Raw genomic sequence first — 25,142 nt, forward strand, 5'->3', positions numbered from 1 at the left:
TAAAGGAGAAGGGGATGCGAGGGGGCAAGCGGATGGAACGAGAGACGTGGATGGGGCAAGCTGTACAGATTGCGTTTGAAAATGTACGTGATAAAGTAGGCGGCCCGTTTGGAGCCCTTGTCGTGAAGGATGGGCAAGTAGTTGGACGTGGACGCAATGAAGTGACGACGAGCAATGACCCGACGGCACATGCCGAAATTCAAGCAATTCGGGAAGCGTGTCGTCATCTCGAAACCTTTCAGTTAAACGATTGTGATCTGTATACGAGCTGTGAGCCGTGTCCGATGTGTCTGGGAGCCATCTATTGGGCCAGACCGCGCAATGTTTATTACGCTTGCACGAAAGAAGATGCGGCGCATGTCGGTTTTGACGATCAGTTTATTTATGAGCAGATTGTCCTCCCACATGAAGAGCGAAGCATTCCGTTTCAGAGAATAGATCTTGCGAACAAACGGAGTCCATTTGAAGCATGGTCTCAATCTCTGGACCGTATCGAATATTAATAGAGAGCCTCTCCTAGCGGGGAAGGCTCTTTTTTCGTTTTATTGAAATGATTTCAAAATGAAATTTTCAGACGAAGTATTGCGCTGTGTCCAAGATCGTATTATAGTAGCAACAATCATTATGGAATTCGACCGAATTTTATAAAATTTAGCTGTGATGAGGTTGAATATTGTTTAAAAAAGACGAATAAAGGTGTGTTTGTATGGAGGAAACTTTCCGAAGATCACTTTATCCTGATTTAGATGACATCGACTATGGGATCATTCGAGCCTTGCAAGGAAATGCGCGCTTGCCGTTTACTCAGATTGCAAAGGACCTCGGGGTTACAGAAAAGACGATTCGCATGCGCGTCCAGCAATTGCAGGACGAAGGTGCCCTGAGTCTGGTCGGTATTGTCAATCCGGTCAAGGCAGGGTTTCATGTACAAGCGATGATTCAAGTGGCTGTGGATGCGGAAAAGCTGGACGATGTGGTTGCTGCGTTGATGGAAACCGTAGAGATTAGGCTCATCGTACTCACTTCTGGTGAATATCAGCTTTTCACACAGGTGCTCGTAACAAGTAATGAAGAATTATCGCAATTTTTACTTAAGAAGCTGCACAAGATTCCTGGCATCTCCAAAACGAATGTGATTAACGAATTGAAAATATTGAAGTCCAAGTACAACTTTATCCGCTAGTTAGGCAAGGACGGAGGTACAGCTATGATTTACTGGCAATTATTTCTCGCCTTTTTCCGCATCGGAATCTTCGGATTTGGGGGAGGGCCTACGATGGTTCCCCTCTTTTACACCGAATGCGTGAAAAAGTATAAATGGGTGACAGATGAGGATTTTTCCGACAATCTGGCGCTCGGCAACGCTCTTCCAGGGCCCATTGGGACCAAGCTGGCTGCATATATCGGCTATCGGGTAAAAGGCTGGAAGGGTGCATTGGTGGCAAACATCGCAGTTGTGATGCCAATCGTGCTTGTGATGATCGGTTTGCTGCAAGTCATATATCAATGGAAGGATGCTCCGGGTGTATACGGCATGATTCAGGCAATCGGTCCGGTAATCGCAGTTATGACAGGCGTCCTTACGTGGGAATTCCTTTCAAAGGGGTGGAAGGGAGCGTCCAGCAAAGCAGGTGTGAGCCTTTCCCTCGCCCTCTCACTCGTAGCGTTACTCTTCCTTGATTGGCATCCGGGCATCGTCGTAGGGATTGCGCTGACCGTTTCATTTGCTTATTCTACTTGGTCTGTCCGCAAGCGCAAGGACAAGGACGGCAAGGAGGGTGTAGCATGATCTACCTGCAATTATTTTGGGCATTTTTCATCTCCAACATTTTGGGGTACGGGGGAGGACCACCCAGCATCCCTTTGATCCAAAATGAAGTGGTTGACCATTACCAGTGGATGAGTGTGCAGGAATTCGGAGAAGTGCTGGCAGTAGGAAATGCCCTGCCCAGCCCAATCGCGACCAAGCTCGCCGGATACATTGGCTATCAGGTAGCAGGTGTACCGGGTGCAGTCGTCGCTTTATTTGCAACGGTCGCGCCGACAGCGATCGCGATGGTCTTATTGATGGGTTTTATTAACCTATTCCGCAGTGCGCCACAGGTAAAAGCGATGACCCAATCGGTACGGCCAGTCGTTACTGTCTTGCTCGGAACGATGACGTATCAATTCCTAATGGGCGCAGTCGAGGGAATCGGCTGGATGCAAACGGGGATTTTGACAGTGGCATCCTACCTTCTGCTCGAAACATGGAAGGTCCATCCTGCTTTTGTCATCTTGGGAGCGATGGCGTACGGGTTTGTTTTCATTAGACCTTGACAACGCCTCCCCAGTCGGAACTTAAAAAAGGGGACCACGTTTGTCGAACACTTCTTCCTTGAGAAACTTCCGCCCGTAGGGTGGCTTTGGCTCGACGGTACCCTTTTTTAAGTGGAGACGGTCAGTGATTCCCCCCTGCTGGCGTGTCAGAGTCGAAGAGAACTGTGCTTTTTCTTCCCCTCCACTATGTTGACTCAAACCAGATGGATCTTCCCTGCTTAACTAACGGTCTTTCTTATCGGCTAAACGAACGATTTAGGAGGCAAAAACCATGGTTGATTATGACGCAATGGAATACCCATACGCATCGAAGCGTGTGACGACTTTTGCCAAGAACGGTATGGTAGCGACCTCGCAGCCACTAGCGGCACAAGCAGGTCTCGATATTTTGAAAAAGGGCGGAAATGCGGTGGATGCGGCGATTGCAACGGCTGCGTGCCTGACTGTGGTAGAACCGACCTCAAACGGCATCGGGGGTGACGCATTTGCCCTCGTGTGGATCAAAGACGAGCTGCACGGACTGAATGCAAGCGGTCCGGCTCCACAAGGAATCTCCATCGAGGCATTAAAAGCAAAAGGTCTGAAAGAAATGCCGACCTACGGCTGGACCCCTGTCACGGTCCCAGGCGCACCTGCTGCGTGGGCAGCCTTGTCCAAGCGTTTTGGACGTCTTCCGCTTACAGAGGTTTTGCAGCCAGCGATTAACTATGCGGAGAATGGCTATCCGGTATCGCCCACATTGGCGCATAATTGGGATGTAGCATATAGAAAGCTTTCTCAGCAATGCAATGGGGAAGAGTTCGCGCATTGGTTCTCCACCTTTACGCCAGATGGCAAAGTACCAAAAGCGGGCGAAATCTGGAAGTCACCGGGTCATGCGAAGACGCTACGTCAAATCGCGGAAACAAATGCGGAGAGCTTCTACCGTGGAGAGCTGGCAGACAAGATCGACGCGTTCTCGCGTGATTGCGACGGTTATTTGCGCAAAGAAGACCTGGCAGCCTATGAGCCGGAATGGGTGAAGCCGATCGGAGTCAACTACCGCGGCTATGATGTGTGGGAGATCCCGCCAAATGGGCAAGGGATGATCGGCCTGATGGCTCTGAACATTCTGAAAGGTTTTGTTTTTGACGCAAAGGACACAACAGAAACGTATCACAAGCAAATCGAAGCGATGAAGCTGGCATTTGTGGATGGATTGAAATACATCACAGAAGAGAGCAAAATGAAGGTTTCGAAGGAAGCCTTGTTGTCAGAGGAGTACGCTGCTACTCGCCGTGCACTGATTGGTCATGAAGCCTTGACGCCAGAGCCGGGTCAGCCGAAAACGAGCGGTACGGTCTATTTAGCGACTGCTGACGGTGAGGGCAACATGGTTTCCTTTATCCAAAGCAACTACATGGGCTTTGGTTCCGGAGTAGTTGTGCCGGGGACAGGGATCGCCATGCAAAACCGGGGTCATACCTTCTCGCTGGACCCTGCTCATGACAATTGCTTAGAGCCAGGCAAAAGAACATTCCACACCATTATCCCGGGCTTCTTGACGAAGGATGGAAAAGCAATGGGGCCATTCGGCGTAATGGGCGGCTTCATGCAGCCACAAGGACATGTGCAGGTGGTCATGAACACCATCGACTTCCACCTCAATCCGCAAGCTTCGCTCGATGCGCCGCGCTGGCAGTGGATGGAAGGCAAAACGGTGGAGCTGGAGCGTCATTTCCCGGAGCATTTGGCACTAGCTTTGGAGCGCAGGGGTCATACGATCAAGTGGGCGCAGCTCGGCAATTACTTTGGACGAGGTCAAATCATTTGGCGTGATGAAAATGGTGTGCTGAGCGGTGGTACGGATATGCGTGCAGACAGCAGCATTGCTGCTTGGTAAGGAAAAATCCTGGGACTGGACTGAGGAAAGGAGGGCTACCATGGAAACTTTACCTCCATCGGTGTGGAGTGTCTATTATATATGTATCCTCATAACAATAATCAGTGGTATTGCGTATCTAATTCGGAAACAGCGTCCCCTTTTTTCGATGATAACGATATTTTTTTCTATTGTCGGTCCAATTGTATTTTTTTTGCAGTCTCTAGTGCGCGGCTCTGGAACAGAAATTGATAACCTGTTGTACCACCTTACCCAAGGGGATATATGGGCTATGTTTGTTATCCTTGCTTTTATGGAAATAGTTGCGTGGTATCTCACACTTGCGAAAGATCTTTTTAGCAAAAGAGAACCGAATAATAGAGTGAGTTGAGCCGAAGCTGATGCTTCGGTTTTTTATTTCCTCGTAATGGAATGGATGACAAGATGTTCTCTTGTTCAGAAGTTGTCTAGATGTTCCTAGTAGAATGTAGAAAATGATCAAATTATGTCGTTTTTGCATATAGTAAACCTCTTTATGATAGTTCGAAAATCGCGGTATAAAAGATGGGAGAAAACAATTTGAATGAATACCATTTTAATTGTTGATGATACAGCGTTTACGAGACTCGTGCTGCGTAACATGTTTGAGAAATTAGGTATTGAGGTAGTGGCGGAAGCTGATTCAGGGGAGGAGGCTGTTAGGAATTATTGTTTGTATCGACCGTCACTGGTTATTATGGATATTACGATGCCGGGCATGAACGGTTTGGTTGCTTCCCGAAAAATCATAGAGCTGGATAAGAATGCGAAGATCATCATTTGCTCCGCAGTTGCACGACGCGATACGGTCATCAAAGCGATTCAGGCTGGTGCGCGTGATTTTATCGCAAAGCCCTTACAGTTCGAGAGGATTGAATGGGCTGTTCAGCATTTGTTAGAAACAGATTCTAGGTGAAACAAAATAGCTGTGGTGGCAGTATGGAATTTTGATGATGGAATATAATTAGGAAGAAGAACAGGGATAAGCTGCCGTATAGGTAACTGTCCCTGTTCTTCTTTTTGTCTCTTGTTCAGAAATTGTTGAGATGGTCCTAGTAGAATGGGTGGAGCTACAGAATAGAGGGGCTTTATGCCTATGAAAATGAAAGTATAAGAGGCGTTAGTTTTGGTTGGTATTGCCATCAGGAATATATTACTATAATGAAATAGTCCAAAAGATATAGATGGATAGGATGGGAGACAGCATTTTGGATGAATAGCATTCTGATTGTTGATGATACGGCGTTTACGAGACGTGTGCTGCGCAACATATTTGAGACGTTAGGACTGCATGTGGTTGCGGAAGCTGCTTCGGGAGAGGAGGCTGTTAGAAATTACTGCTTGTACAAACCATCACTCGTTACGATGGACATTACCATGCCTGGCATGAACGGTTTGACTGCTTCACGCAAAATCATGGAGTTGGACAAGGATGCCAAGATCATTATTTGCTCAGCAGTGTCTAGGAACGATACCGTCATCAAGGCGATTCAGGCAGGGGCGCGGGATTTCATTGCGAAGCCACTGCAGCTGGAGCGAATCGAATGGGCTGTCCAAAAATTGCTGGGAACAGGAGTAGATGATTGTTGTGGGGATCGACAGGAGAAACAAATAGCTGAGGTGTTAGCATGAAAGTCTTGATCACAGGTGGTTATGGGTTCATTGGTTCTTTTGTCGCGGAGAGATTTTATAAGGAAGGGTATAAGGTTTTCATCCTCGACAATCTCAGCTCTGGCAATCAAAGGAACGTCACATTTCCGCATAAGGCATACGAGCTGGATGTAGCGGATAAAAAATGTGATGAAGTATTTAAGAGCAACAAGTTCGATGTCGTCATCCATTTAGCTGCCCAAGTAAGTGTTGCTGCCTCCATGGAAGACCCCCTGCTGGATACGAATACGAACATTCTGGGACTTGTGAATATGCTAAAGCTATCGAGCAAATATGGCGTGTCCAAATTTATTTTTGCGTCATCAGCCGCCGTTTACGGCATGAATGAATGTACACCGTTACTCGAAGATTCAGGGTGTGATCCGGTATCTGTTTATGGAATAAACAAGCACATCGGCGAAATGTATTGCCGCAAATGGACAGAAATGTACGGCTTGCAAACGGTAGCCTTTCGCTTGGCAAATGTGTATGGCCCCAGACAAAGTGCAGGAGGGGAAGGCGGCGTTATCTCTACTTTTTTAACCCAGATCAACCATGGGAAAGAAATAGTTCTGCACGGCGATGGTAGCCAAACGAGAGACTTCATTTATGTAGAGGATGTAGCTGATGCCATTTTCCGTTCCGTTACTACGGATGATACGGGTGTGATGAATTTGTCTACGAACCAGGAAAGCAGCATTAATGAGCTGATTGACATTCTCGGGGCTAACCAGCCTCTTCAAGGAATATCACGAAGGGAAAAACGCCCAGGAGACGTAGATAAGTCGGTTTTGGACAATACGTGGGCAAAGCGTAGGCTAGATTGGATCCCGATGTATTCATTGGCGGAGGGGCTGGAAAAAACGGCGCAGTGGTATCAAGAGACCGTCGCAGAGAAGGAACAAGAGCAGGAGAGCGAAGCGAAGAAAGCGATCCATTGGCTCCGTTCATGGGATGCAAGACCGTACTTAGAGAACATTCTTGCGTTTCTTCTGGTGGTTTTCGCGACAGTTGGAACGGTTAATAGCGGTGTCTTTGATCTCAAGCTAATTTACATCGTGTTGATTGGCGCCATTTACGGAACGAAGCAATCCCTCTTGTCGGTTATCCTGGCTTGTGGACTTTTCATCGGAGAAAGCCTGCATAACGGGCGCGATGTCGTATCGCTCTTATATGACGCGAATGTTCTGTTTCATATCGCGGTCTATTTTATTATCGGGATTGCTGTGGGCTATTCGATCGACAAACGCAACAGGGACGTATTGTCCAAGGAGCTGCAAAAGCAAGCACTGGAAGACAAGTATGATTTTTTAAAAGACATTTATAACGATGTTCTGATGGTAAAGCAAGAATTGCAGCAGCAGATCGTAAATTCGGAAGACAGCTTTGGAAAAATCTACAACATCACCAAAGAGTTGGACAGCCTCGAGCCTGAACGCGTATTGCAGAAATCAGTCAAGGTACTGGAAAGAATCATGAAGTCCGATGAGATCGCCATTTATACGATGAATCAAAATGGCTCTTTCTTGCGATTGATGGCCAAATCGAATAAAGCGGGCTTTGATCTGCCACGCTCGCTGAAAATGAGTGAACATGCTTACCTTACTGAATTAATGACAATGAAAAAGATCATCGTGAATAAAGAGCTACGTCACGACATGCCCCTTATAGCAGCTCCTATTTTTGACAAGGGAAAAATGGTTGCGGTGGTCACATTGCAACAACTCGGGTTTGAAAACTTTACGATGTACACCCAAAACCTTTTTCAGGTTGCCGTTCAATTGATCTCATCCGCTTTGTCCCGTTCTCTTCGATACTTAAACTCCACACAAAAGGACCGTTACCTAGACGATACCCCTATCCTGATTCCTGCTTATTTTTCAGCAATGGTGAAGAACAAAAGGGACGCCAAGCAACAGTTAAACACTGACTTTACCCTCTTGGCAGTGGATTTTGCGCAAATGGATCATCATACACTTGCTACCTATATCGCCAGTTCTCTTCGCGAAGCAGATTATATGGGAATGGACGAAGCAGGAAATGTCTATATCATTCTCTCCAATTCCAACGAGCAAGAAGCCCGTATCGTGATTGATAGGCTCGGTAGACTCGGTATTGCATCGAGAATTGTGCAGGAAAAAGATCAGGATCGCTTCTCCTTGAAGGATGGCGCTTATGTTTAATCTGGTACTCCTCCATGTCTTGGTGTCTGTTGGTTACAGTTGGATGCAAAGCCGCGGCAAAAACAAGCAGGTACTGATTATGCGAATGCTTGTTACTGGCTTTCTTCCCATTTTTGGCCTCCTGTTATTGGGGATTACCGATGTGTACAAACGAACATCGAAAAAGAATGTGAATGAACTGATGCTAGAGAGCGATTTGCTTAAGCTAGCGGAGGGATCGAATATTTTCCGAAGAGCGGACATGGAAAAGGAAATGAACATCGTCCCGGTTGAGGACATTTTGTTTTTGAACGACACGAGCACGCGCCGAAAGATGCTGATCGATGTCTTGAAAGAGCAGACCATTTGGCAGATCGGCACATTGGAGACAGCCTTGCAAAACGAGGACTCAGAAACGGTTCACTACGCAGCAGCCGCTTTAACGGAAATGCGGCGCAACCTTCAGCTCCAACTGCAGGATTTATCAGTGAAATACGAGGAGAACAAGCAGGAGCTTGCAGTTCTACGCGCCTACGCAGACGTATTGAAGAAGTATCTGGACAGTTCACTCCTTGATCAACGCACCTATGTGAAGTACAGCTACACGTATTCGTTTGTTCTGGAGTCATTATTGGACATTTATCAGGAAGAAGAAAGCTATTTTGTGGACAAGATCAATTGTGAGCTGGGGAACCAGTCCTATGAAAAAGCGGAACAGTACTGTCAATTGTTTCATGAGTATCATCCGGAAAGCGAGCAGCCATATGTCATGTCGCTCAAGCGCTTCTTTACGATCAGAGACTACGCAGGTTTTGTGGCAGAGATGAATCGGTTAAAAAGCTCGTCGGTTAAAATCTCCCACGCTACGTTGATGATGATTCGCTACTGGAACGATGAGCAAGACAGCAATTGGGCGGAAGTCGCTGTTACACAGGAAATAGGTACGAAACTGAAAGAGATGAGCGATACAAAATGAGAATGACTAGGTTCAGGAGAAGGAAAAGAGACAGGGAAAATGGCAGAGACTGGAGCAGATCGAGGTCCAACGATATTCCCGTGAAAAAAAACATCTACATCATTCTGATCTTTGTGGCGATTCTGGGGATCACTATTGAAGCTACCCGGTCTCAGTTCATCCTTCAGGTGAGCAGTAATAAGTCAGGAGGCTCGGGAAAAGAGGCTGACGAGCCGAAGCAAAACGCGATCAGTCAGGAGGAAATCGCCAAGCTGGTAAGGGAGAGATTCCTCATTCTGCATGATTCCAAGGATGAGAGCAGCATGGCAATCGCGAGGAATGTGGAGCAAGTGCTGCGGTATATGAAAAAGGAGTACGAGCTTGCTGACGTTAAGCAGTTCTCGAAGCCCGACCCCCAATACATGACGGTCATTGTCACCATAGAAAATCTGGACATGCTAGCCAATCTGGATGCGATGATGCAATATGCGCACAATGGTGGAAATGTGTTCTTTTCACGTACGCCTGAATACAATGACAGCTTGTACCGCATATACCGAAAATTAGGGATTAATTCGATCAATCTCCCTATCGTGACAAATGGCATTCAGATGACATCCAATCTCTTGATCAAAGGAGAAGATGCAAAAATCGGTGCAGATGCCATTGTGAATTCCTCGATTCCCGTAGAACTGAATAGGCAAGCAAAGGTTCACGCTGTTTCCGCCGACAATATGCCACTGCTATGGGAGACCCGGTATGGACAGGGGAAGCTCATGGTCTATAACGGGACGAATATGCAATCTGCCATGAACAGAGGACTGATTGCTGGTGGCATCAGTTTACTGAATCCAGATTTTATGTACCCCATTTTCAATATGAAAGTCATGTATATTGACGATTTTCCGGCCCCTTTTCGTCAGGGGATCGAGCCGAGTATTTACCGCGAGTACCGCAAAGATATTCCCAGCTTCTTTCGGGACGTGTGGTGGCCGGACATGATCAAGCTTGCTGCCGATTACGATGTGACCTACACGGGAGCTATTATCAATACCTACAATAACCGAGTTGCTCCGCCCTTCACTGACGAGGAAGGAACGGATTCGAACAATCTGATTACATACGGCAGGGATTTGTTGAAAATGGGTGGCGAACTGGGCATCCACGGATACAATCATCAATCACTGGTTACCGATCAAGAGACGGCGAGCCATTACGAGTATAAGGCTTGGCCGGATGAAGCAAGTATGACCGAGTCACTTACGTATCTGGACAATTATATCAAGAAGGTCTTCTCGGCATATGACATACAGACGTATGTCCCACCTTCCAACGTGTTGGGAGAGGAAGGGCGTCGAGCACTGAAAAAGTCTTTTCCTGATCTGAGAATCATTGCCTCCTTGTATGCGGAATCAGATAGTACACACGAATACATCCAGGAGTTTTCCGTGGCCGAAGATGGCATTGTAGAGCTGCCGCGTATTACCTCCGGTTACAGTCGCACAGACATTCATGATTGGTACATAACGAATGCGATCACATCCATCGGTGTTTTTTCTCATTTTGTTCATCCTGACGATGTGTTGGACAAGGAGCGAAGCAATAACAAGTCGTGGTCGGAATTGGTGAAGGACTTTCAACTCATGCTAGAAGAGCTTTACGAGCAGTATCCATGGCTGCGTAGCCAGACTGCTTCCGAAGCTGCAACAAGCCTTGAGAGCTATTTACAGACGGATGTATATATCTCGCATACGGATAAAAAAGTGACAGGCTACATGAACAATTTCTCCGAAGACATGTATTACATCTTGCGGACAAACAAAAAAATGACGAGCTTAGTCAATTGCACGGTAGAAAAAATAGAGGAAGGCGTCTATCTCGTGCATACAACGGGTGCAAAATTTGAAATAGGACTGGAAGAGTAAGCGATGAAAATTTGTCTGATTGCCGAAGGATCGTACCCTTATATTACAGGGGGAGTCTCTAGCTGGATTCATTCCTTAATCGCTAGCATGCCAGAGCATGAGTTCATCATTTATGCAATTGGTGCCGAGGAGAAAAACAGGGGGAAGTACGTCTACCAGCTCCCCGAAAATGTGGTGGAAATCAAAGAGGTATTTCTAGATGCCTATCTGAAAGAAGAGGCTGCACCGGGCAAGCGTTTGGGTCTGACTGAGGATGAGCAGCAGGCGTTGCTTTCGTTGCTCGATGGCAGCAAAGGTGACTGGCATGCTCTGTTTTCCGTGTTGTCGGGGAGTAAGGTGCCATCCGTAGCCGAGTTGCTTACGAGCAAGGACTTTTTCGAGGTCATTCAACGGCTTTGCGAGCAAAAATATCCGCAAATTCCTTTTACCGAAATGATCTGGATGATTCGCTCGATGGTGTTGCCGCTATGTCAGATCATTCAAAACGGCATGCCGCAAGCGGATTTGTATCACAGTGTTTGTACGGGATATGGCGGTGTAGCAGGGAGTCTCGGGAAGTATCTGCATGCAAAGCCGTTTTTGCTGACGGAGCATGGAATTTATACCCGCGAGCGGGAAGAAGAAATTATCAAGGCAAGCTGGATCAAGGGTCACTTTAAGGATATCTGGATCGATTATTTTCATAATCTTTCTGCATGTGCCTATTCCTACGCGGATGAGGTAATCACGTTGTTTGAGCGGAACAAGGAAATTCAGATCGAGCTAGGCTGTGATCCTTCCAAAGTATCCGTGATCCCGAACGGTGTAAAAGTGAGTGATTATGCGGACATCGTGGAGGAAAAAAAGGACGACACAATCACCATTGGTGCTGTTGTCCGCGTGGTACCTATCAAAGATATAAAAACAATGCTTCATAGCTTTGGACTCGTCAAAGAACAAGTGCCACACGCACGCTTTGTTATCATGGGCCCGACGGATGAAGATGAGGAGTACTATACAGAATGCTTGCAATTGGTCGACAGCCTTCAGCTTGAGTCTGTTACGTTTACGGGTGCGGTTAATGTGAAAGAGTATCTCGGAAAAATGGACATGCTTGTTTTGACCAGCATCAGCGAAGGCCAACCGCTTGTTATTTTGGAAGGAATGGCATGCAGAAAGCCCTTCGTCACAACGGACGTGGGAAGCTGTCGGGAATTGTTGTACGGCAATGGTGACAGCTATGGCAGCGCAGGGATTACGGTACCTGTCATGCATTTTACTCAAATTGCCCAAGCGATCATTACATTGTGCCAAAACGAGCCATTGAGACGGCGGATGGGCAGATGCGGTTTCCAAAGAGTATCGGAGATTTACACACATGAGAACTTCTTGGCGGGATATCGCAAAATGTACCGGAAATACGAGGTGTAAGAAACATGGCGGGCATTGGCTTTGAACTGAAGAAAATGTTTCGGAATAAAGGGTATTTGTCCAGTGTGAAGGCGTATGCATTTTCTTCGCTGGTCACAGTCGGACCGATGCTGATTTGTATGGTCATGATCACGGTGCTACAGCAAGTTCTTCTTCAATTGAATGTCAGTTATTTGGAGAGGATGTCTTTTTTAGCAGCTGTTGTTTATGCGTTCGTGTTTTCACTATTGGTTACCTGTGGTTTTTCCATGGTCATTTCCCGCTATATAGCAGACAAAATTTACTTACGCGAGTATAACGACATCATTGCTTCTTTGTATGGAGTTATCGCTGTTTGCCTGGGCTTGGGGGGTATTCTCGGCGGTGCTTTTTACTGGCTCGCTCCTTTGCCATCTGGCTTTAAGCTTGTCGCTTACCTTCTTTTTGTGGAACTGATCGTCGTATGGCTTCAATCCGCCTATTTGTCGGCATTAAAGGATTATATGCGCATTATTCGCGGGTATTTGGCGGCTGTTTCCGTTACGCTTCTGGCTGCGTTTTTACTGTCTTATCTGACTGAGTTGGAAAAAGGAATCGCCATGCTGATTTCTTTGGATCTGGGTTTTTTTATCATGATTGTTCTGTCTATGGTTCATCTGGAGAGCTATTTCCCGAAGCGGGAGAGGAACTACTTCGATTTCGTGAAGTACATGAAGAAATACCCAAGTCTGCTGGGGGTGGGTCTCTTTTGCTCTCTTGGTTTTTATGTGCACCATTTTATTTACTGGCTGGGGAGTCCGCTTCAAGAGGTCGTGGCGGATACATACGTGATTGCGCCTTTTTATGATGTTCCTGCTTTCTATGCCTCCTTGAGCATATTGCCTACGATGGTCATGTTTGTTGTATCTGTAGAGACCGCTTTTTACGAGAAGTATCGAGCGTATTACGGGACGATATTGGGCACAGGCTCGGTGCAGGATATCAAGCGGGCAAAAACAGACATGGTTCAAACATTGATGCAAGAGCTCAGCTTCATGATGGAAGTGCAGCTGTTCTTTTCCTTCGTTGCATTGGCTCTGGGAATTACGTTGCTTCCGCACATCGGGTTTACGTCCGAGCAGATGGAGCGGTATAACATCCTGGTTATCGCGGGCTACTTGTACGCTGTGATGTTTGTGGTCGTGCTGATGCTGCTCTATTTTGACGATCGGAAGGGAGCGCTTGCGGTGACGACCTTATTTCTCATCAGTACGGTTGTTATCACCATAGCGATGCTGCCCCTTCATAACTACGGCTTTTCATTTTTTATTGCTTCGTTTCTTGCACTGGTAGCCGGTCTCGGCAGGCTGATCTATTACCTGAAAAATATTGATTATTACACTTATTGCCTACAACCGCTCTTTGTCAAAGGAAAGCGAATGGAATAGATGGGGACTGATGGATTGGGGAGGACTTAGGTTGAAGAAAAAACGATTCATACTGAGCCTGCTCGTAGCATTCGGAGTTGTAACGACTGGTTGTACACAGGATGTACCTGAACAACCGGTGTCAGACAACCCGTCAGCAACGAGCCAGGTGGCGCCAACTCAGCAGCTGAACGAGGGGCTGATTGAGAATAGAAGCGTATACGATCAGGATGTGGATGGGAGCATCGTCCATTTATATGTGACGGTAGTCAACGAAGAAAATTCAAAACTGAAGACGACTACCTTTACGGAACTCAATCTAGCTCCTAGTGGACGGAATGAAAAGGGAGAAGATCTCCAGGCCAAAGTCATTATGCAGGAAGGGACGGCGGAGGGGCCTACTCAAGGCCACTTTGGTTTTGGCGAGACGAGAGCGAACGGAACGATTGAGCTGCGGGGGGAATCGAGCAGGAGAGCGGAACAAAAATCGTACAAAATCCGTTTGTTCGAAAGTGCCGGATACTGGCGGGATCAGCGCAACATCAACTTAAGCAAGCACAAGTCTGATATGACGCGTGTTCGGCAAAAGCTTAGCTTTGATTATTTCGAGCAGATGCCGAATATGACCAGCTTGCGGACGCAGTTCGTTCAAGTAAAAATCAAGGATTTGACCAAGAAAAATCCGGATCGGGACTTTGTTGATTACGGTTTGTTCACTCAAATTGAACAGCCAAACAAAACATTTTTGCAGGCGCACGGATTGGATCGGAACGGAAACTTGTACAAGGCAATTGATTTCGAGTTCCATCGCTACGAGGATCAGATCAAGCTGGCGACCGATCCTACCTACGACAAGAAAGCATTTGAGAAAATTTTGGAGATCAAAGGCAGCGAGAACCATGAAAAGCTCATTGCCATGCTGGAGGATCTCCACAATTCTGCAATGAATACGCAGGACTTTTTGGACAAGCATTTTGATCGGGATAACTACTATACATGGATGGCATCCAACCTGTTGATGGGGAATCACGACACGGCTGTTCACAATTTTTATTTATACAGCCCAAGTAACTCGAACAAATGGTATTTCCTCCCGTGGGACTATGACTCAACATGGGGATTTTTCGAAGAAGAGCTCAAACGCAGTCCAGAAAAAGGACTCGGTCCATGGCAGTTTGGCCTCTCCGAATACTGGGTGTCGAACCTGCATCGCCGCGTCTTCAAAGACCCGGAAAACATCAAGGCACTAAACGAAAAGGTTGAGGAAGTCAGCAAGATCATTACGAAAGAGCAAACGGAAAAATACTTGCAGAGCTATTATCCGATTGTGAGCAAATACGTGCTGCAACTACCAGATTTATATAATTTGCCGTTAGATGTCTCTTATTTTCACAAGGAGCAAGCACTTCTCTCCGGTGAACCGGAGCGTAACAAAAAGAGGTACTATGAACGCCAAGAGAATCCGATGCCCTTTTTTATGGGAGAGCCAAGAAAAGAAGGAGATAAACTCATTTTTGCTTGGGACCATTCCTATGATCTGCAAGGAGACGATCTGACCTACGATTTTGCTGTCAGCTACGATCCTGCGTTTACGAAGATACACGCGCAGGCAAAGGGGCTGACAGGAGTCCAATACACGATAAACGATCCGGGAAAAGGTCGCTTTTTCTGGCGGGTGATTGTACGGGATAGCAAAGGGAACGTACAGACGGCATTTGACAGAGTAGAGCCGGAGGATGCGATTTATCACGGGGTGAAGGAGTTCGTGTTGAAATGAAAGGAATCCAGAGCACGGGCATCCAGCTCGGCAACAAGCGATTGCGGCATGAGTTGAAGTATTATCTTCGGCTGAGTCATTACGAGCCGCTCCGGCAAAAATTACGTCTGATCGCCACTCCTGACCCTCATTCTGTAAGTGAGGAAGGGTATCATATTCGCAGCCTGTATTTTGATGACTATCACGATACGGCTCTCTATGAAAAAAACTACGGGGTTTTTCAAAGAAAAAAGTATCGCATTCGCATTTACAACAAAAGTGATGCGGTCATCAAGATGGAGCGAAAGAGCAAGTTTGGCGGATACATTTGCAAAGAATCAGCGTCGATTACGCGGGATGAGTATGAACAGATTTTGGCAGGCGATGTTGAGTTTTTACGTGAGACGGAAAGTGCTGTGCTGCGTGATTTTTATTTGTCGTGCAAGAATCATCTGTTTCGGCCTCGCGTCATCACGGATTATGTTCGAGAGGCGTATTTGGTGAGAGAAGGGAACGTCCGAATTACATTTGATAAGTACTTGAAGGCAAACGTCAATTCGCTTGATATCTTTGACGAACACATCATGATGGTCAGAGCGATTCATCAGCCCATGATGATCATGGAAGTGAAGTACGATCAATTCCTGCCATTCAATATGAGACTTTTGCTACAAAACCTGAGTAATCAGCGGTCGGCTATCTCCAAATATGTCATTTGCAGAGAGGAAACCAAAAAGTACTATAATCTTTAATGTGAGGAGAAGTCGAGAAATTATGGACACGACCAATACGATTACTTTTCAAGATATCATCAAAAAAAGCGTCTTAAAAATGGATCAATTCGCCAGCATCTCGATCATCGATACGGTCATAGGTCTTGTGTTGTCGGGAGTGCTTGGGTTGTTCATCTACTATATTTACAAGAAAACGTTTCGCGGCGTCGTCTATACGCACACCTTTAACATCACGCTCGTGGCCATGGCCATGCTTACTTGCCTGATTATCATGACGATTAGCACGAATATCGTGCTCTCTCTCGGGATGGTCGGCGCGTTGAGTATTGTGCGGTTCCGTACCGCCATCAAAGACCCGTTGGATATTGTCTTCATGTTTTGGTCGATCTCGGTCGGTATTGCGACAGGAGCAGGTGTGTACCCGGTTTCCGTTCTAGGATCTCTGGTAGTGGCAGGTGTCATTGTCGTATTATCCAAGCGGCAAATGAGAGATGTTGCTTATCTGCTCATTATTACCTATCAGGATGAAGCCAATGACGGAGTCAAATACCAGCTGAACAAGCTTAAATACACGCTGAAATCAAAGACAGTCAACAAAGAGATGGTGGAATTGATTGTTGAAGTAAAAATCAAAGGAGATAATACGGCATTTGTTCAAGATATTTCAGAGGTAGAAGGTGTGAAAAACGTATCATTGGTCAGCTACGATGGCGATTATGCACCATAAATGATTCTACAAAAAAATCCCTTTCTGACGACTCCTTTACAGGTTGTCAGGAAGGGATTTTTTCTTTGATGATCAGTCTCGTACTTGAACCTTGCCTAGTGTGTATCTTCCGTCCGCTCTTTTTCCTTCCATGGCAAATTGAATGCCCGGTTCTTCCGTATGCGGATCGAGGATAGCCACGCAGAGGGTGTATGTTCCTTCTGGTAAGTCATCTGGGATTTTCAAGCTTTGCTTGACGGTTTTCGTGCCAGGAAGCCATTTGCGGATGTCTTCGTCCGTTTTGGTCTTGGTTACGATCTCGCCATTTTCATCCGTGAGTGACAGCTCGAGAATCCATGGGAAATAAAAAGGAGCGACACCGCGATTTTGCCAATCCATCGTTATAGCGAGGCTTTCTCCGGGCTGGACTGCTTTGGCATGTGTCTCTTTCGTGATGGAGAAGCGGTAGCCAATCGTGTTTAAAAAGCGGTCCAGGTATTGTTGTTGTTCGCTATCTTTTTCGAACTGTGCAGGTGTATTGGGGCCAAGCCAGCTAATATGCGAAGCTTTGGCTTGTGAGATTACCTGGTTAATGGAGGAGCGATCAAAGTAGCTGTTTAACGAGTCGGATGGGGAGAACTCTCCACCGCTTGGTGCATACTTCCAAAAGTCAGGCATGGCGGGCATTGTCTCTTTGGTCAGCCAGGATACATAGCCCTTCTGTATCCAGGACAGGTAGCTGTCTGTATCCTCTTTGTTGCCGAACATGTCGTTAAACAGGCCCAGCTTGTACTCTTTGGCGACTGGATGAGGTCTTCGCATCAGTAGCATGGAATCAGGGAAGTTATCCAGATACGGTTGGACGTACTGATCCGTGACTTCTGTCGCAGGGAAAGGAATAGACGTATCGGTGTGCCATTCTCCCCAGTGACCGACGCTTCCCAGTTGAATGAAAGCAATGCGGGGATCGTCCTTGTAACGCTCTCCTAGTGCGTCAATCAACTGTTTGTGGTATTTGATGATCAATGGGTTGCTGTAGTTGGGACTATAGCCTTTGCCATAGTCGTTTCGATACCACTCGCCGTCTTCAAAGTTGTCATTGTCCCCGCCGATCTCGTTGTATAACCAATCCGGTATCTCCATGTCCGATTTGGTGTGAGGAATATCCATTACGATACGGAGGATGAACTTGACATCTTTTTCTGTCCATTCATCAAACCGGATCGCATCTTCGACCTCATCAAATGCATAATCCCCTTTAGTAGGCTCGAGCATCCTCCAGGTAAGATTGGCATAGACAAGCGTGTGTTCTTGCTCAAGATTGCTCGTCCCTGAGTCGGGAGCCAGTCCCATATACGGGTTTCGGAGCACGTCTTGGGTTTGTTTTGGTGAATAGGTCGCCGTTCCATAACTGGAGGCGGCGGCAGAGGAAGGTAGAATGCAAAAAGTAGCGAGAAGTACGCTGTATAGAACACTTCTGAGCTTCATGAGTGCCCCCTAGATTTAGTGAGAGAGTAGCATTACTTTTGTTCTGTCTCTTGTTTCCATATGTGATACCACTTGGTGATATGTTCGTTTGCTGCTGACCCGAGTTCATTCTCCCATCGAGAGGTCAAGAGTTGATACTGTTCTTCTACAGCCGCATGATCGTCCAAAGAAGCGTACAGCTGCATCAAGATCATGTAGCTGTCTTCTTCAAGCGGGTGCAAATTCTGAATGCGTTGGTTGACGTTGATCGCCTCTCGTACTCTGCCGTGTCCCAAATAAAAGCTGCTCATTGTTTTGGCGAGCGAAAGCCACATTCTGCGGAGTCTTTCCCGCTCGTACTCTGCCCACAAATAGTCGTAGTCTCCGAAATAATCGCCTGTATACGCTGCGAGCAATTGCTCATACTCCTGCATATTGGCAAGAGAGAGGGGAGGGATTTGTTTGAGACGATTCTCCCATTCCTCTACATCGATCGTAGCCGAATCAATCGTCAGCTTATAGCCGCCTTCTAAATTACCTTTGTTGATCGATATCGTGTGGAGACCATAGCGTTTCAAGGTTTGCCGGATGAGGTAAATCGTCGTATATAGCTGGGTTACGCCTTTGCTTCCATCATAGTCCGGCCACAAAAGCTCGATAAGCGAATCTTTGTCAATCATCTTGTTGCGGTGATGCAACAAATACGCGAACAGCTCGCGGGCTTTATTCGTGCGCCACTTGATCTCTTGCGGCTCCTGATTGGGCTGGTGAAACAAAATACTATTGAAGCATTGGATGGAGACGACTGACTCTTCTTTAACAGGCGTGGCTTCTTTCGCGGACTTGATTCTCTCACGAAGACGGTCCATTGTCTTTTGCAAACGTTGAAGCTGTACGGGCTTCATGATGTAATCCAGTGCGCATAGCTCAAAAGCATCAACGGCGTACTTATCGTACCCTGTGACAAATACGATCTCCGGGGAGTTATCGATTCCTTGCAGACGTTCTCCGATCTCCAGTCCACTGATGCGCGGCATATTAATATCTAAAAATACGACATCTGGTTGAAGAGATATTGCTTGGTCGATCGCTTCGAGAGGATTGGTGTAGGCTCCGACTACCTTAACGCCGCCAACATCTTTTTCTAGCAATCGTTGCAGATGCATCAAGGGTAGCTGCTCGTCGTCTACCAATAAGGCTCTCATCCACTGTCTCTCCTTCAAAAAACGATAAAATGCAACAGATTGTCTTACGAATCTGATTTGTTCATACTTTCTACTCTATCATCAAAAGAGGGGTTATCCAAATCTTTACGGTGGAGGGAAATGTGAATTTTTTAGCGATTTAGGGTATTCTTCGCCTAGGTCGCATCCACTGTCAACTTCAGAACATTCTCCAACTTATCAAACGAGACAAACCGGGCTTGTCGGAACACTTCTTTTCCGTCCATGAACAGAAGGATCGCCGGAGCTGTAAATACGAGAAACTCACCGGAAAGATTAGGCATTTTTTCCATGGATGCAACCATACTTTTCACTTGTGGGTATTGTTTCAGCAGTTCTACCGTTCTTACGTAGGTGACATCGCAAACACCGCAGTTTGCCGTTTTAATGAACAGCAGGCTGAGGGGATGGCCCTCGATGTCTGTAAGCAGTTCAGTCAGTTCTACATATTCCTGCACAGTTCTCCACCTCTTGTTTCGTTGTCCTCACACATTATCATCAGCTTACCCTACGATTCGACAGATTGAAAAGGAAAAACGTCCCGCCCAATCTCAGGAAAAAAGAGAATGAAAGCGATTTCCAGTAAAAGTCCCAAAAATAATTGGGTATTTTTGCAACAATCTTCTAAAATCCTCCGTCTGTAATGGTGAATTTTTCCTAAATAGCAGGAAGGGAGGACATATGTTGTTATCCATGTATGTCATCATTCCCATTCTTTTCGTAATGGTAGTCGCTATGTATACCGACCTGCGCAGTCGTCTCATTTACGACTGGCTGACGCTTCCGGGAATCGTATATTTTCTCCTCGTGCATGCGTGCCTTCATCCGGAAAAATGGCTATCCTATGCGATGGGCGCTATCGTGCTGGGCGGAATCTCACTGCTCATGGCGGTAATCAGTAAAGGGCAGATGGGCGGAGGCGATATCAAGCTGCTGGCTTTGGTGGGAGCGGCGGTTGGATGGCAAGCGGGATTGGTCGTACTCATGCTTACGTATTTGCTCGCGGGAGTCAGTGTACTTCCCATATGGGTCATATCCAAGATGACGGGCAGAATGAAGCTTAACCGAGAGATACCACTGGCGCCATTTATCGCTGGAGGAACCAGTCTAATGCTGGTCATGGTTAGGTATTACTAGTCTTTTTCTCATAAGATTGTCGATTCGAAATCTTGGTAATAAAACGACAAAACAAAACATGACACTTGAATGGATTTTTCAAAAAAGAGAGGGAATCTTCAGATGTTGGAATCAAAACGTAGAGCAATCATCTTCCTTGTATTATCGTTCCTACTTGCTGCTCTGGCGGGCTTTCTGTTTTTGCAAAAAATCAAGGATATGAACGCGCAGCTTGGCGAGATGGTGGAAATTTACGAGGCGAATGCAGACATTCCATCTCGGGCACTGATTCAACCCGACCAATTGACGGTAAGGGAAATCCCCAAAAAGTACGCGGATGATTCGTATGTGATCGATAAAGCCAGTTTGAAAAATCAAGTCACGATTGTCCCTTTGTCCAAGGGGGATATCATTACGAAAAACATCATGAAGCCAGCAAATGTTGTTCGGGACGAGAACAACAGGCTCGTGACGGTATTTTCATCGAATAATATCGTCTTCGACCAAGAGTTGGAAGCGCTAGACCGGGTCGACATCATTATCTCGCATGAGGTGAGTGGAAAGCCCGTAACGGAAGTGTTCATGAAAGATGTACCGGTCGCCATGGTAGCAAAATCGGAGAACAGCTTCAAGGGCGTGGCTTTGGAACTGCCGTTTGAGGAAGCGCCGAAATTCATTCACCAGCAGCATTACGCCCAGATGGTTCGCATTTTGAAAGCGAATGTGGGCAAAGGAGATTTGGGCATTCCTGATCCGTTTGTGGAGCCTACCCCGGAACAGACGAAACCGCCTGGCAAACCAGCCGACGCCAAACCTGGGACACCAGTAGTAATGCCACCTGCGGCACAGCCTGCCGGACAGCCCGCCGTCCAGACACCACCAACGGCTCCGGTTCAGCCACAAAGCAAACCAACTTCGGTACCACCGCAGCCAACTAATCAACCACCGAAAACCGGAGGATAAGTCATGAACAAAGATATGAAAATTCTCGTCGTTGCGGATTACGACTCTGTAAAAGACATGCTGAGGGAAATTCTGTCCGTTTACGAGCAAGTACGATACACGACTTCCAGCGAAGTGAAAAAAGAAATTGACCGCATTGGACCCGATGTCGTTTTGCTCGTGCAGCCGGAAGACGGAGCAGGAGTAGAACTGGTGCAGTATATACAAGGGGAGCTGCCGGAGGGCATTGTCATTTATCTGACGGAAAGACAGGATTTTGTCTTGCTGCGAGATGTCGTCCGTGCGGGTGCGGTTGAATACATTGTCATGCCTGATGAGCTCAACCTTTTGTCTGATCGTCTCGACAAAATATCCGATCTATCCCTAATCAAACAGAGAAAAAAGGGCGCGGATGTATCCGGCAAGGCTTTTGTGAGAGGACGGGGGAAGGTGTACTCCTTTTACAGCGGAAAAGGGGGAAGCGGGCGAACGCAGCTGGCAACAGGCTTTGCGCAAGCATTGAAGCTGGAATCTACGGCAAGTGTGCTGCTCATCGACCTCAATCTCCAATACGGCGGTGTAGAAACCTTCTTGTCGTTTGAAAACAACCGTACATTGGGTGATCTGATGCCAGTTATGGATGAAATCAACGAATTTCATATTCGCAACGTGGCGCAGAGGGAGAACTATTCCAAGCTGGAGGTGCTGGTCAGCCCGCGGGATGCCGAGACAGCCGAGAATATGTCCGAAGCCTTCGTCACCAGGCTGATCCGTGCCAGTCGCCGCAGTTATGACTTTGTCATTCTTGACCTGCCAACGCATATGAACGAGCTAACCTTTGCCGCTTTGTCAGAGTCGGACATGATTTACTACGTGATGAATCTGGATACACCGTCCGTACAAATTTACCAACTCGTGGAAGACCTGTTCAAACGGCTTCGGATTGATACGGCAGGCAGGCTCGAAGTGATCGTCAACCAGGTGGGACGGGATAACGAACTGAACGTATCGGATTTGAAAGGATTATTCAACGCTCCGATTACTGCTGAAATCAGCAGAGATCATCAAGGAGTTCAAGCTGCCGTTAATCAAGGCCGACCATTGCAAAAAGAACCGAATGAGAAGAAGCTCTCTCCGGCTGCGAAAGACATCAGAAAATGGGTACTCAAGAAACTGTCATAAAGGTGGGAGTTAGATGGCTTTATTCCGACGCAAGCAAGAGCAGACAGCGCCAGGGGATGAGGCAAAGCAGACGACACTCGCTGCCACACTAGCAGCTCCTTCCTTCAATCCGTATATTGACGAGCTGGCTGAGCATTACAAGACCCGACTCTTACGTGAAACCAACCTGGAGAGGTTGACTAGTCTTGGTTCAGATGAGATGCGTCTCGCAATCGAGCGTCTCGTCTCCCAATACATGTCGGAAGAGAAAGTAGTCATTCCACGAAATGAAAAGGACATTCTGCTTACTCGTTTGATCAATGAATCGGTGGGGCTTGGCCCACTTGAACCGCTGCTTGCCGATCCAGAAATCACGGAGATCTCGATTAACGGACATAACCTGGTATACGTCGAGAAACGGGGAAGGCTGGAATTAACCGATTTAAAATTTCGAGACGAGGAACACTTGCGGCATATCGTGGACCGGATTGTGGCACCGCTTGGCCGTCGAATCGATGAAAGCTCGCCGATGGTCGACGCCCGTCTGAAGGATGGAAGCCGTGTGAATGCCGTCATCCCTCCGATCAGTCTCAATGGCACACTCGTTTCGATCCGTAAATTTCGCAAAGAGCCTTTCTTGATGGATGATCTGATGCAATTTGGTTCTTTCAGTGAAGCGATGTCTCAGTTCATTCAAGCCGTGGTGGAAGCCAAAATGAACGTGCTGATCTCCGGCGGGACCGGTAGTGGTAAGACAACGCTACTGAATGCGACAGCAAAAGCGATTCCGCACTACGAACGTGTCATAACTATTGAGGATTCGGCCGAGTTGAAGCTAACTCACCCCAACTGTATTGGGATGGAGGCACGCCCGCCCAATATGGAGGGAACAGGGGAAGTCACCATCCGTCAGCTCGTGCGAAACTCGCTTCGGATGAGGCCAGACCGAATCATCGTCGGGGAGGTACGGGGTCCAGAGGCATTCGACATGCTGCAGGCCATGAATACCGGGCATGAAGGATCACTTACAACTGTTCACGCCAACTCACCACAGGATGCCTTTAACCGTTTGGAAGGGATGGTCGTTATGGCTGGAATGGATTTGCCCTCCTCGATTGTCCGCGAATATATCGTCAGTGCGCTGGATATCATCGTCCAAGTCACCCGCCTTTCAGACGGAACACGTAAAATCGTTTCGATTTCGGAAGTAGCGAAAACGGAAGACAAACGAGTAGAGGTCAACGAGATTTTTCGTTTCCAGCGAAAGGGAATCGGCGCAAAAGGGGAGGTGCTTGGCTACTTTACGGCAACAGGGGTAATTCCACGGTGCTTGGAGAGGCTCCAAGTTTTTGGAATCAATCTGGATGAATCCATGTTCAGGGCGGAAGGAGGGAAGCAGCGTGACCATGCCTATTCTGTTTAGTTTCGCGGTGTTGTTTGGCATCTGGGGCATGTACGAGTATCTCGGTTATCGGGCCAAGAAGACCGAATGGAAAAAGAAAGCGGAAGAATGGTTCGAGGTAAAGGGAAAACGAAAAAGCGTCGTCATCGTTTGGGGAGATAAATTTGACCAAACGCCCTATGCCAAGGAAATCCAAAAAAAGCTGATCAAAGCGAACTTCGCGCTTGCGCCCTCGGAGTTTTACGGAATTTTGATCGTAGGTACCATGGTGCTTGCCTTCTTGCTCAGTAACGTCGTGAATATTTCTTTTCCTTTTAACTTCATGATCGGGGCAGTGGTGATGTATCTCATACAGAACGTGCTGTTCTTCGTCCGGCGCAACAAGTACCAGGAGCGATTGAATGAACAGCTGTCCGAAGTGTGTCGCCTTTTAGCCAACTCGCTGCGTGCAGGTCTTACGCTCTCGCAGGGGATCTCACTGGTAGCCAAGGAGATGAATTATCCCGCTGGTGATGAGTTTAGCCGCATGGCACGTGAGCTGCAGCTAGGCGTCAGCTTTGACCGGGCGCTCTCTGACATGGAAAAACGAATACCGACGCGAGAATTCCGGATCTTTACTGCTACCCTGCTGATTCAACGGCGCGCAGGGGGGAATTTGAGCCAGGTGCTGCAAGAAATGGCGGAGACATTGGAGGATCGCCGCATCGTGAATCAGGAAATCAAGACGATGACGGCAGAACAGCGATACGTCTCTATCTTGGTGCCGATCATGCCAGTTGCCCTGGTGCTGATGATGAACACGATGAACAAAGGCTTCATTGATCCGTTGTTTTCCGGATTTGGTCTTTTTCTTCTGGGGTTGTTTGTAATCGGAACTCTCCTGTCCTATATCCTCGTAAAGAAAGTGACCAACATAAAGGTGTGAAAAC

At 47.1% G+C, this 25,142-nt stretch carries 23 protein-coding genes; 20 read left to right on the forward strand and 3 right to left on the reverse strand.

All coding sequences use genetic code 11. The features are described from left to right. Positions 1-32: 32 nt before the first annotated feature. From BBR47_RS03135 to BBR47_RS03210, 15 genes are all read left to right on the forward strand, one after another. The gene (locus BBR47_RS03135) at positions 33-503 is read left to right on the forward strand and encodes a nucleoside deaminase (RefSeq protein WP_012684290.1); all 471 of its coding nucleotides are present in this window, start codon (positions 33-35) and stop codon (positions 501-503) included. A gap of 203 nt (positions 504-706) precedes the next feature. Then, positions 707-1,183, forward strand: a complete 477-nt coding sequence (locus BBR47_RS03140; protein ID WP_012684291.1) for an Lrp/AsnC family transcriptional regulator — start codon at positions 707-709, stop codon at positions 1,181-1,183. A gap of 24 nt (positions 1,184-1,207) precedes the next feature. After that, the gene (locus BBR47_RS03145; protein ID WP_012684292.1) at positions 1,208-1,789 is read left to right on the forward strand and encodes a chromate transporter; all 582 of its coding nucleotides are present in this window, start codon (positions 1,208-1,210) and stop codon (positions 1,787-1,789) included. Then, positions 1,786-2,319 carry a chromate transporter gene (locus BBR47_RS03150; RefSeq protein WP_012684293.1) on the forward strand — a complete coding sequence of 178 codons (534 nt, stop codon included), beginning with the start codon at positions 1,786-1,788 and terminating at the stop codon, positions 2,317-2,319. The genes BBR47_RS03145 and BBR47_RS03150 overlap by 4 nt, the downstream gene beginning before the upstream one ends. 271 nt (positions 2,320-2,590) lie before the next feature. Beyond that, entirely contained in the window at positions 2,591-4,201 is a 1,611-nt protein-coding gene (locus BBR47_RS03155) for a gamma-glutamyltransferase family protein (protein ID WP_012684295.1), read from the forward strand. 562 nt (positions 4,202-4,763) lie between these two features. Further along, a complete protein-coding gene (locus BBR47_RS03165) occupies positions 4,764-5,135 on the forward strand; it encodes a response regulator (protein ID WP_012684297.1) in 372 nt (123 codons plus the stop codon). Positions 5,136-5,431: 296 nt separating this feature from the next. After that, positions 5,432-5,851, forward strand: a complete 420-nt coding sequence (locus BBR47_RS03170) for a response regulator (protein WP_012684298.1) — start codon at positions 5,432-5,434, stop codon at positions 5,849-5,851. Next, positions 5,848-8,052 (forward strand): NAD-dependent epimerase/dehydratase family protein, encoded by a 2,205-nt coding sequence (locus BBR47_RS03175; RefSeq protein ID WP_012684299.1) that lies wholly within the window; start codon positions 5,848-5,850, stop codon positions 8,050-8,052. Before BBR47_RS03170 ends, BBR47_RS03175 begins: the two co-directional genes overlap by 4 nt. After that, positions 8,045-9,007 (forward strand): hypothetical protein, encoded by a 963-nt coding sequence (locus BBR47_RS03180; protein ID WP_012684300.1) that lies wholly within the window; start codon positions 8,045-8,047, stop codon positions 9,005-9,007. The genes BBR47_RS03175 and BBR47_RS03180 overlap by 8 nt, the downstream gene beginning before the upstream one ends. A gap of 80 nt (positions 9,008-9,087) precedes the next feature. After that, a complete protein-coding gene (locus BBR47_RS03185; protein ID WP_012684301.1) occupies positions 9,088-10,911 on the forward strand; it encodes a DUF2194 domain-containing protein in 1,824 nt (607 codons plus the stop codon). Positions 10,912-10,914: 3 nt separating this feature from the next. Continuing rightward, positions 10,915-12,321, forward strand: coding sequence for a GT4 family glycosyltransferase PelF (pelF, locus tag BBR47_RS03190; RefSeq protein WP_012684302.1), 1,407 nt, complete (start codon positions 10,915-10,917; stop codon positions 12,319-12,321). A gap of 5 nt (positions 12,322-12,326) precedes the next feature. After that, positions 12,327-13,727: an exopolysaccharide Pel transporter PelG gene (gene pelG, locus BBR47_RS03195; protein WP_012684303.1), complete on the forward strand. Its 1,401-nt coding sequence runs from the start codon at positions 12,327-12,329 to the stop codon at positions 13,725-13,727. A gap of 31 nt (positions 13,728-13,758) precedes the next feature. Further along, entirely contained in the window at positions 13,759-15,483 is a 1,725-nt protein-coding gene (locus BBR47_RS03200; protein ID WP_012684304.1) for a CotH kinase family protein, read from the forward strand. Next, positions 15,480-16,214 carry a polyphosphate polymerase domain-containing protein gene (locus BBR47_RS03205; RefSeq protein ID WP_012684305.1) on the forward strand — a complete coding sequence of 245 codons (735 nt, stop codon included), beginning with the start codon at positions 15,480-15,482 and terminating at the stop codon, positions 16,212-16,214. Before BBR47_RS03200 ends, BBR47_RS03205 begins: the two co-directional genes overlap by 4 nt. Positions 16,215-16,236: 22 nt before the next feature. Continuing rightward, entirely contained in the window at positions 16,237-16,923 is a 687-nt protein-coding gene (locus tag BBR47_RS03210) for a DUF4956 domain-containing protein (protein ID WP_012684306.1), read from the forward strand. Positions 16,924-16,995: 72 nt separating this feature from the next. Here the strand turns inward: BBR47_RS03210 and BBR47_RS03215 are convergent, their stop codons facing one another. The 3 genes from BBR47_RS03215 to BBR47_RS03225 form a co-directional block, all read right to left on the reverse strand. Then, positions 16,996-18,390 (reverse strand): DUF4832 domain-containing protein, encoded by a 1,395-nt coding sequence (locus BBR47_RS03215; RefSeq protein WP_012684307.1) that lies wholly within the window; start codon positions 18,388-18,390, stop codon positions 16,996-16,998. A gap of 32 nt (positions 18,391-18,422) precedes the next feature. Beyond that, on the reverse strand, positions 18,423-19,574 hold the full coding sequence (locus tag BBR47_RS03220) for a response regulator (RefSeq protein ID WP_012684308.1): 1,152 nt from the start codon (positions 19,572-19,574) through the stop codon (positions 18,423-18,425). A 155-nt stretch (positions 19,575-19,729) separates the two neighbouring features. Continuing rightward, on the reverse strand, positions 19,730-20,050 hold the full coding sequence (locus BBR47_RS03225) for a thioredoxin family protein (protein ID WP_012684309.1): 321 nt from the start codon (positions 20,048-20,050) through the stop codon (positions 19,730-19,732). A 223-nt stretch (positions 20,051-20,273) separates the two neighbouring features. Here BBR47_RS03225 and BBR47_RS03230 point away from each other — a divergent pair, with 223 nt between their 5' ends. The 5 genes from BBR47_RS03230 (at position 20,274) to BBR47_RS03250 (ending at position 25,138) form a co-directional block, all read left to right on the forward strand. Further along, a complete protein-coding gene (locus tag BBR47_RS03230) occupies positions 20,274-20,729 on the forward strand; it encodes a prepilin peptidase (RefSeq protein ID WP_012684310.1) in 456 nt (151 codons plus the stop codon). Between the two features lie 102 nt (positions 20,730-20,831). Next, a complete protein-coding gene (locus BBR47_RS03235; protein WP_012684311.1) occupies positions 20,832-21,671 on the forward strand; it encodes an SAF domain-containing protein in 840 nt (279 codons plus the stop codon). A 3-nt stretch (positions 21,672-21,674) separates the two neighbouring features. After that, positions 21,675-22,832 (forward strand): AAA family ATPase, encoded by a 1,158-nt coding sequence (locus BBR47_RS03240; RefSeq protein ID WP_012684312.1) that lies wholly within the window; start codon positions 21,675-21,677, stop codon positions 22,830-22,832. 13 nt (positions 22,833-22,845) lie between these two features. Then, a complete protein-coding gene (locus BBR47_RS03245) occupies positions 22,846-24,234 on the forward strand; it encodes a CpaF family protein (protein ID WP_012684313.1) in 1,389 nt (462 codons plus the stop codon). Then, positions 24,212-25,138 (forward strand): type II secretion system F family protein, encoded by a 927-nt coding sequence (locus BBR47_RS03250; RefSeq protein WP_041749219.1) that lies wholly within the window; start codon positions 24,212-24,214, stop codon positions 25,136-25,138. Before BBR47_RS03245 ends, BBR47_RS03250 begins: the two co-directional genes overlap by 23 nt. The last annotated feature ends 4 nt before the right edge of the window (positions 25,139-25,142 follow it).

Source organism: Brevibacillus brevis NBRC 100599 (assembly GCF_000010165.1).
Classification (GTDB): domain Bacteria; phylum Bacillota; class Bacilli; order Brevibacillales; family Brevibacillaceae; genus Brevibacillus; species Brevibacillus brevis_D.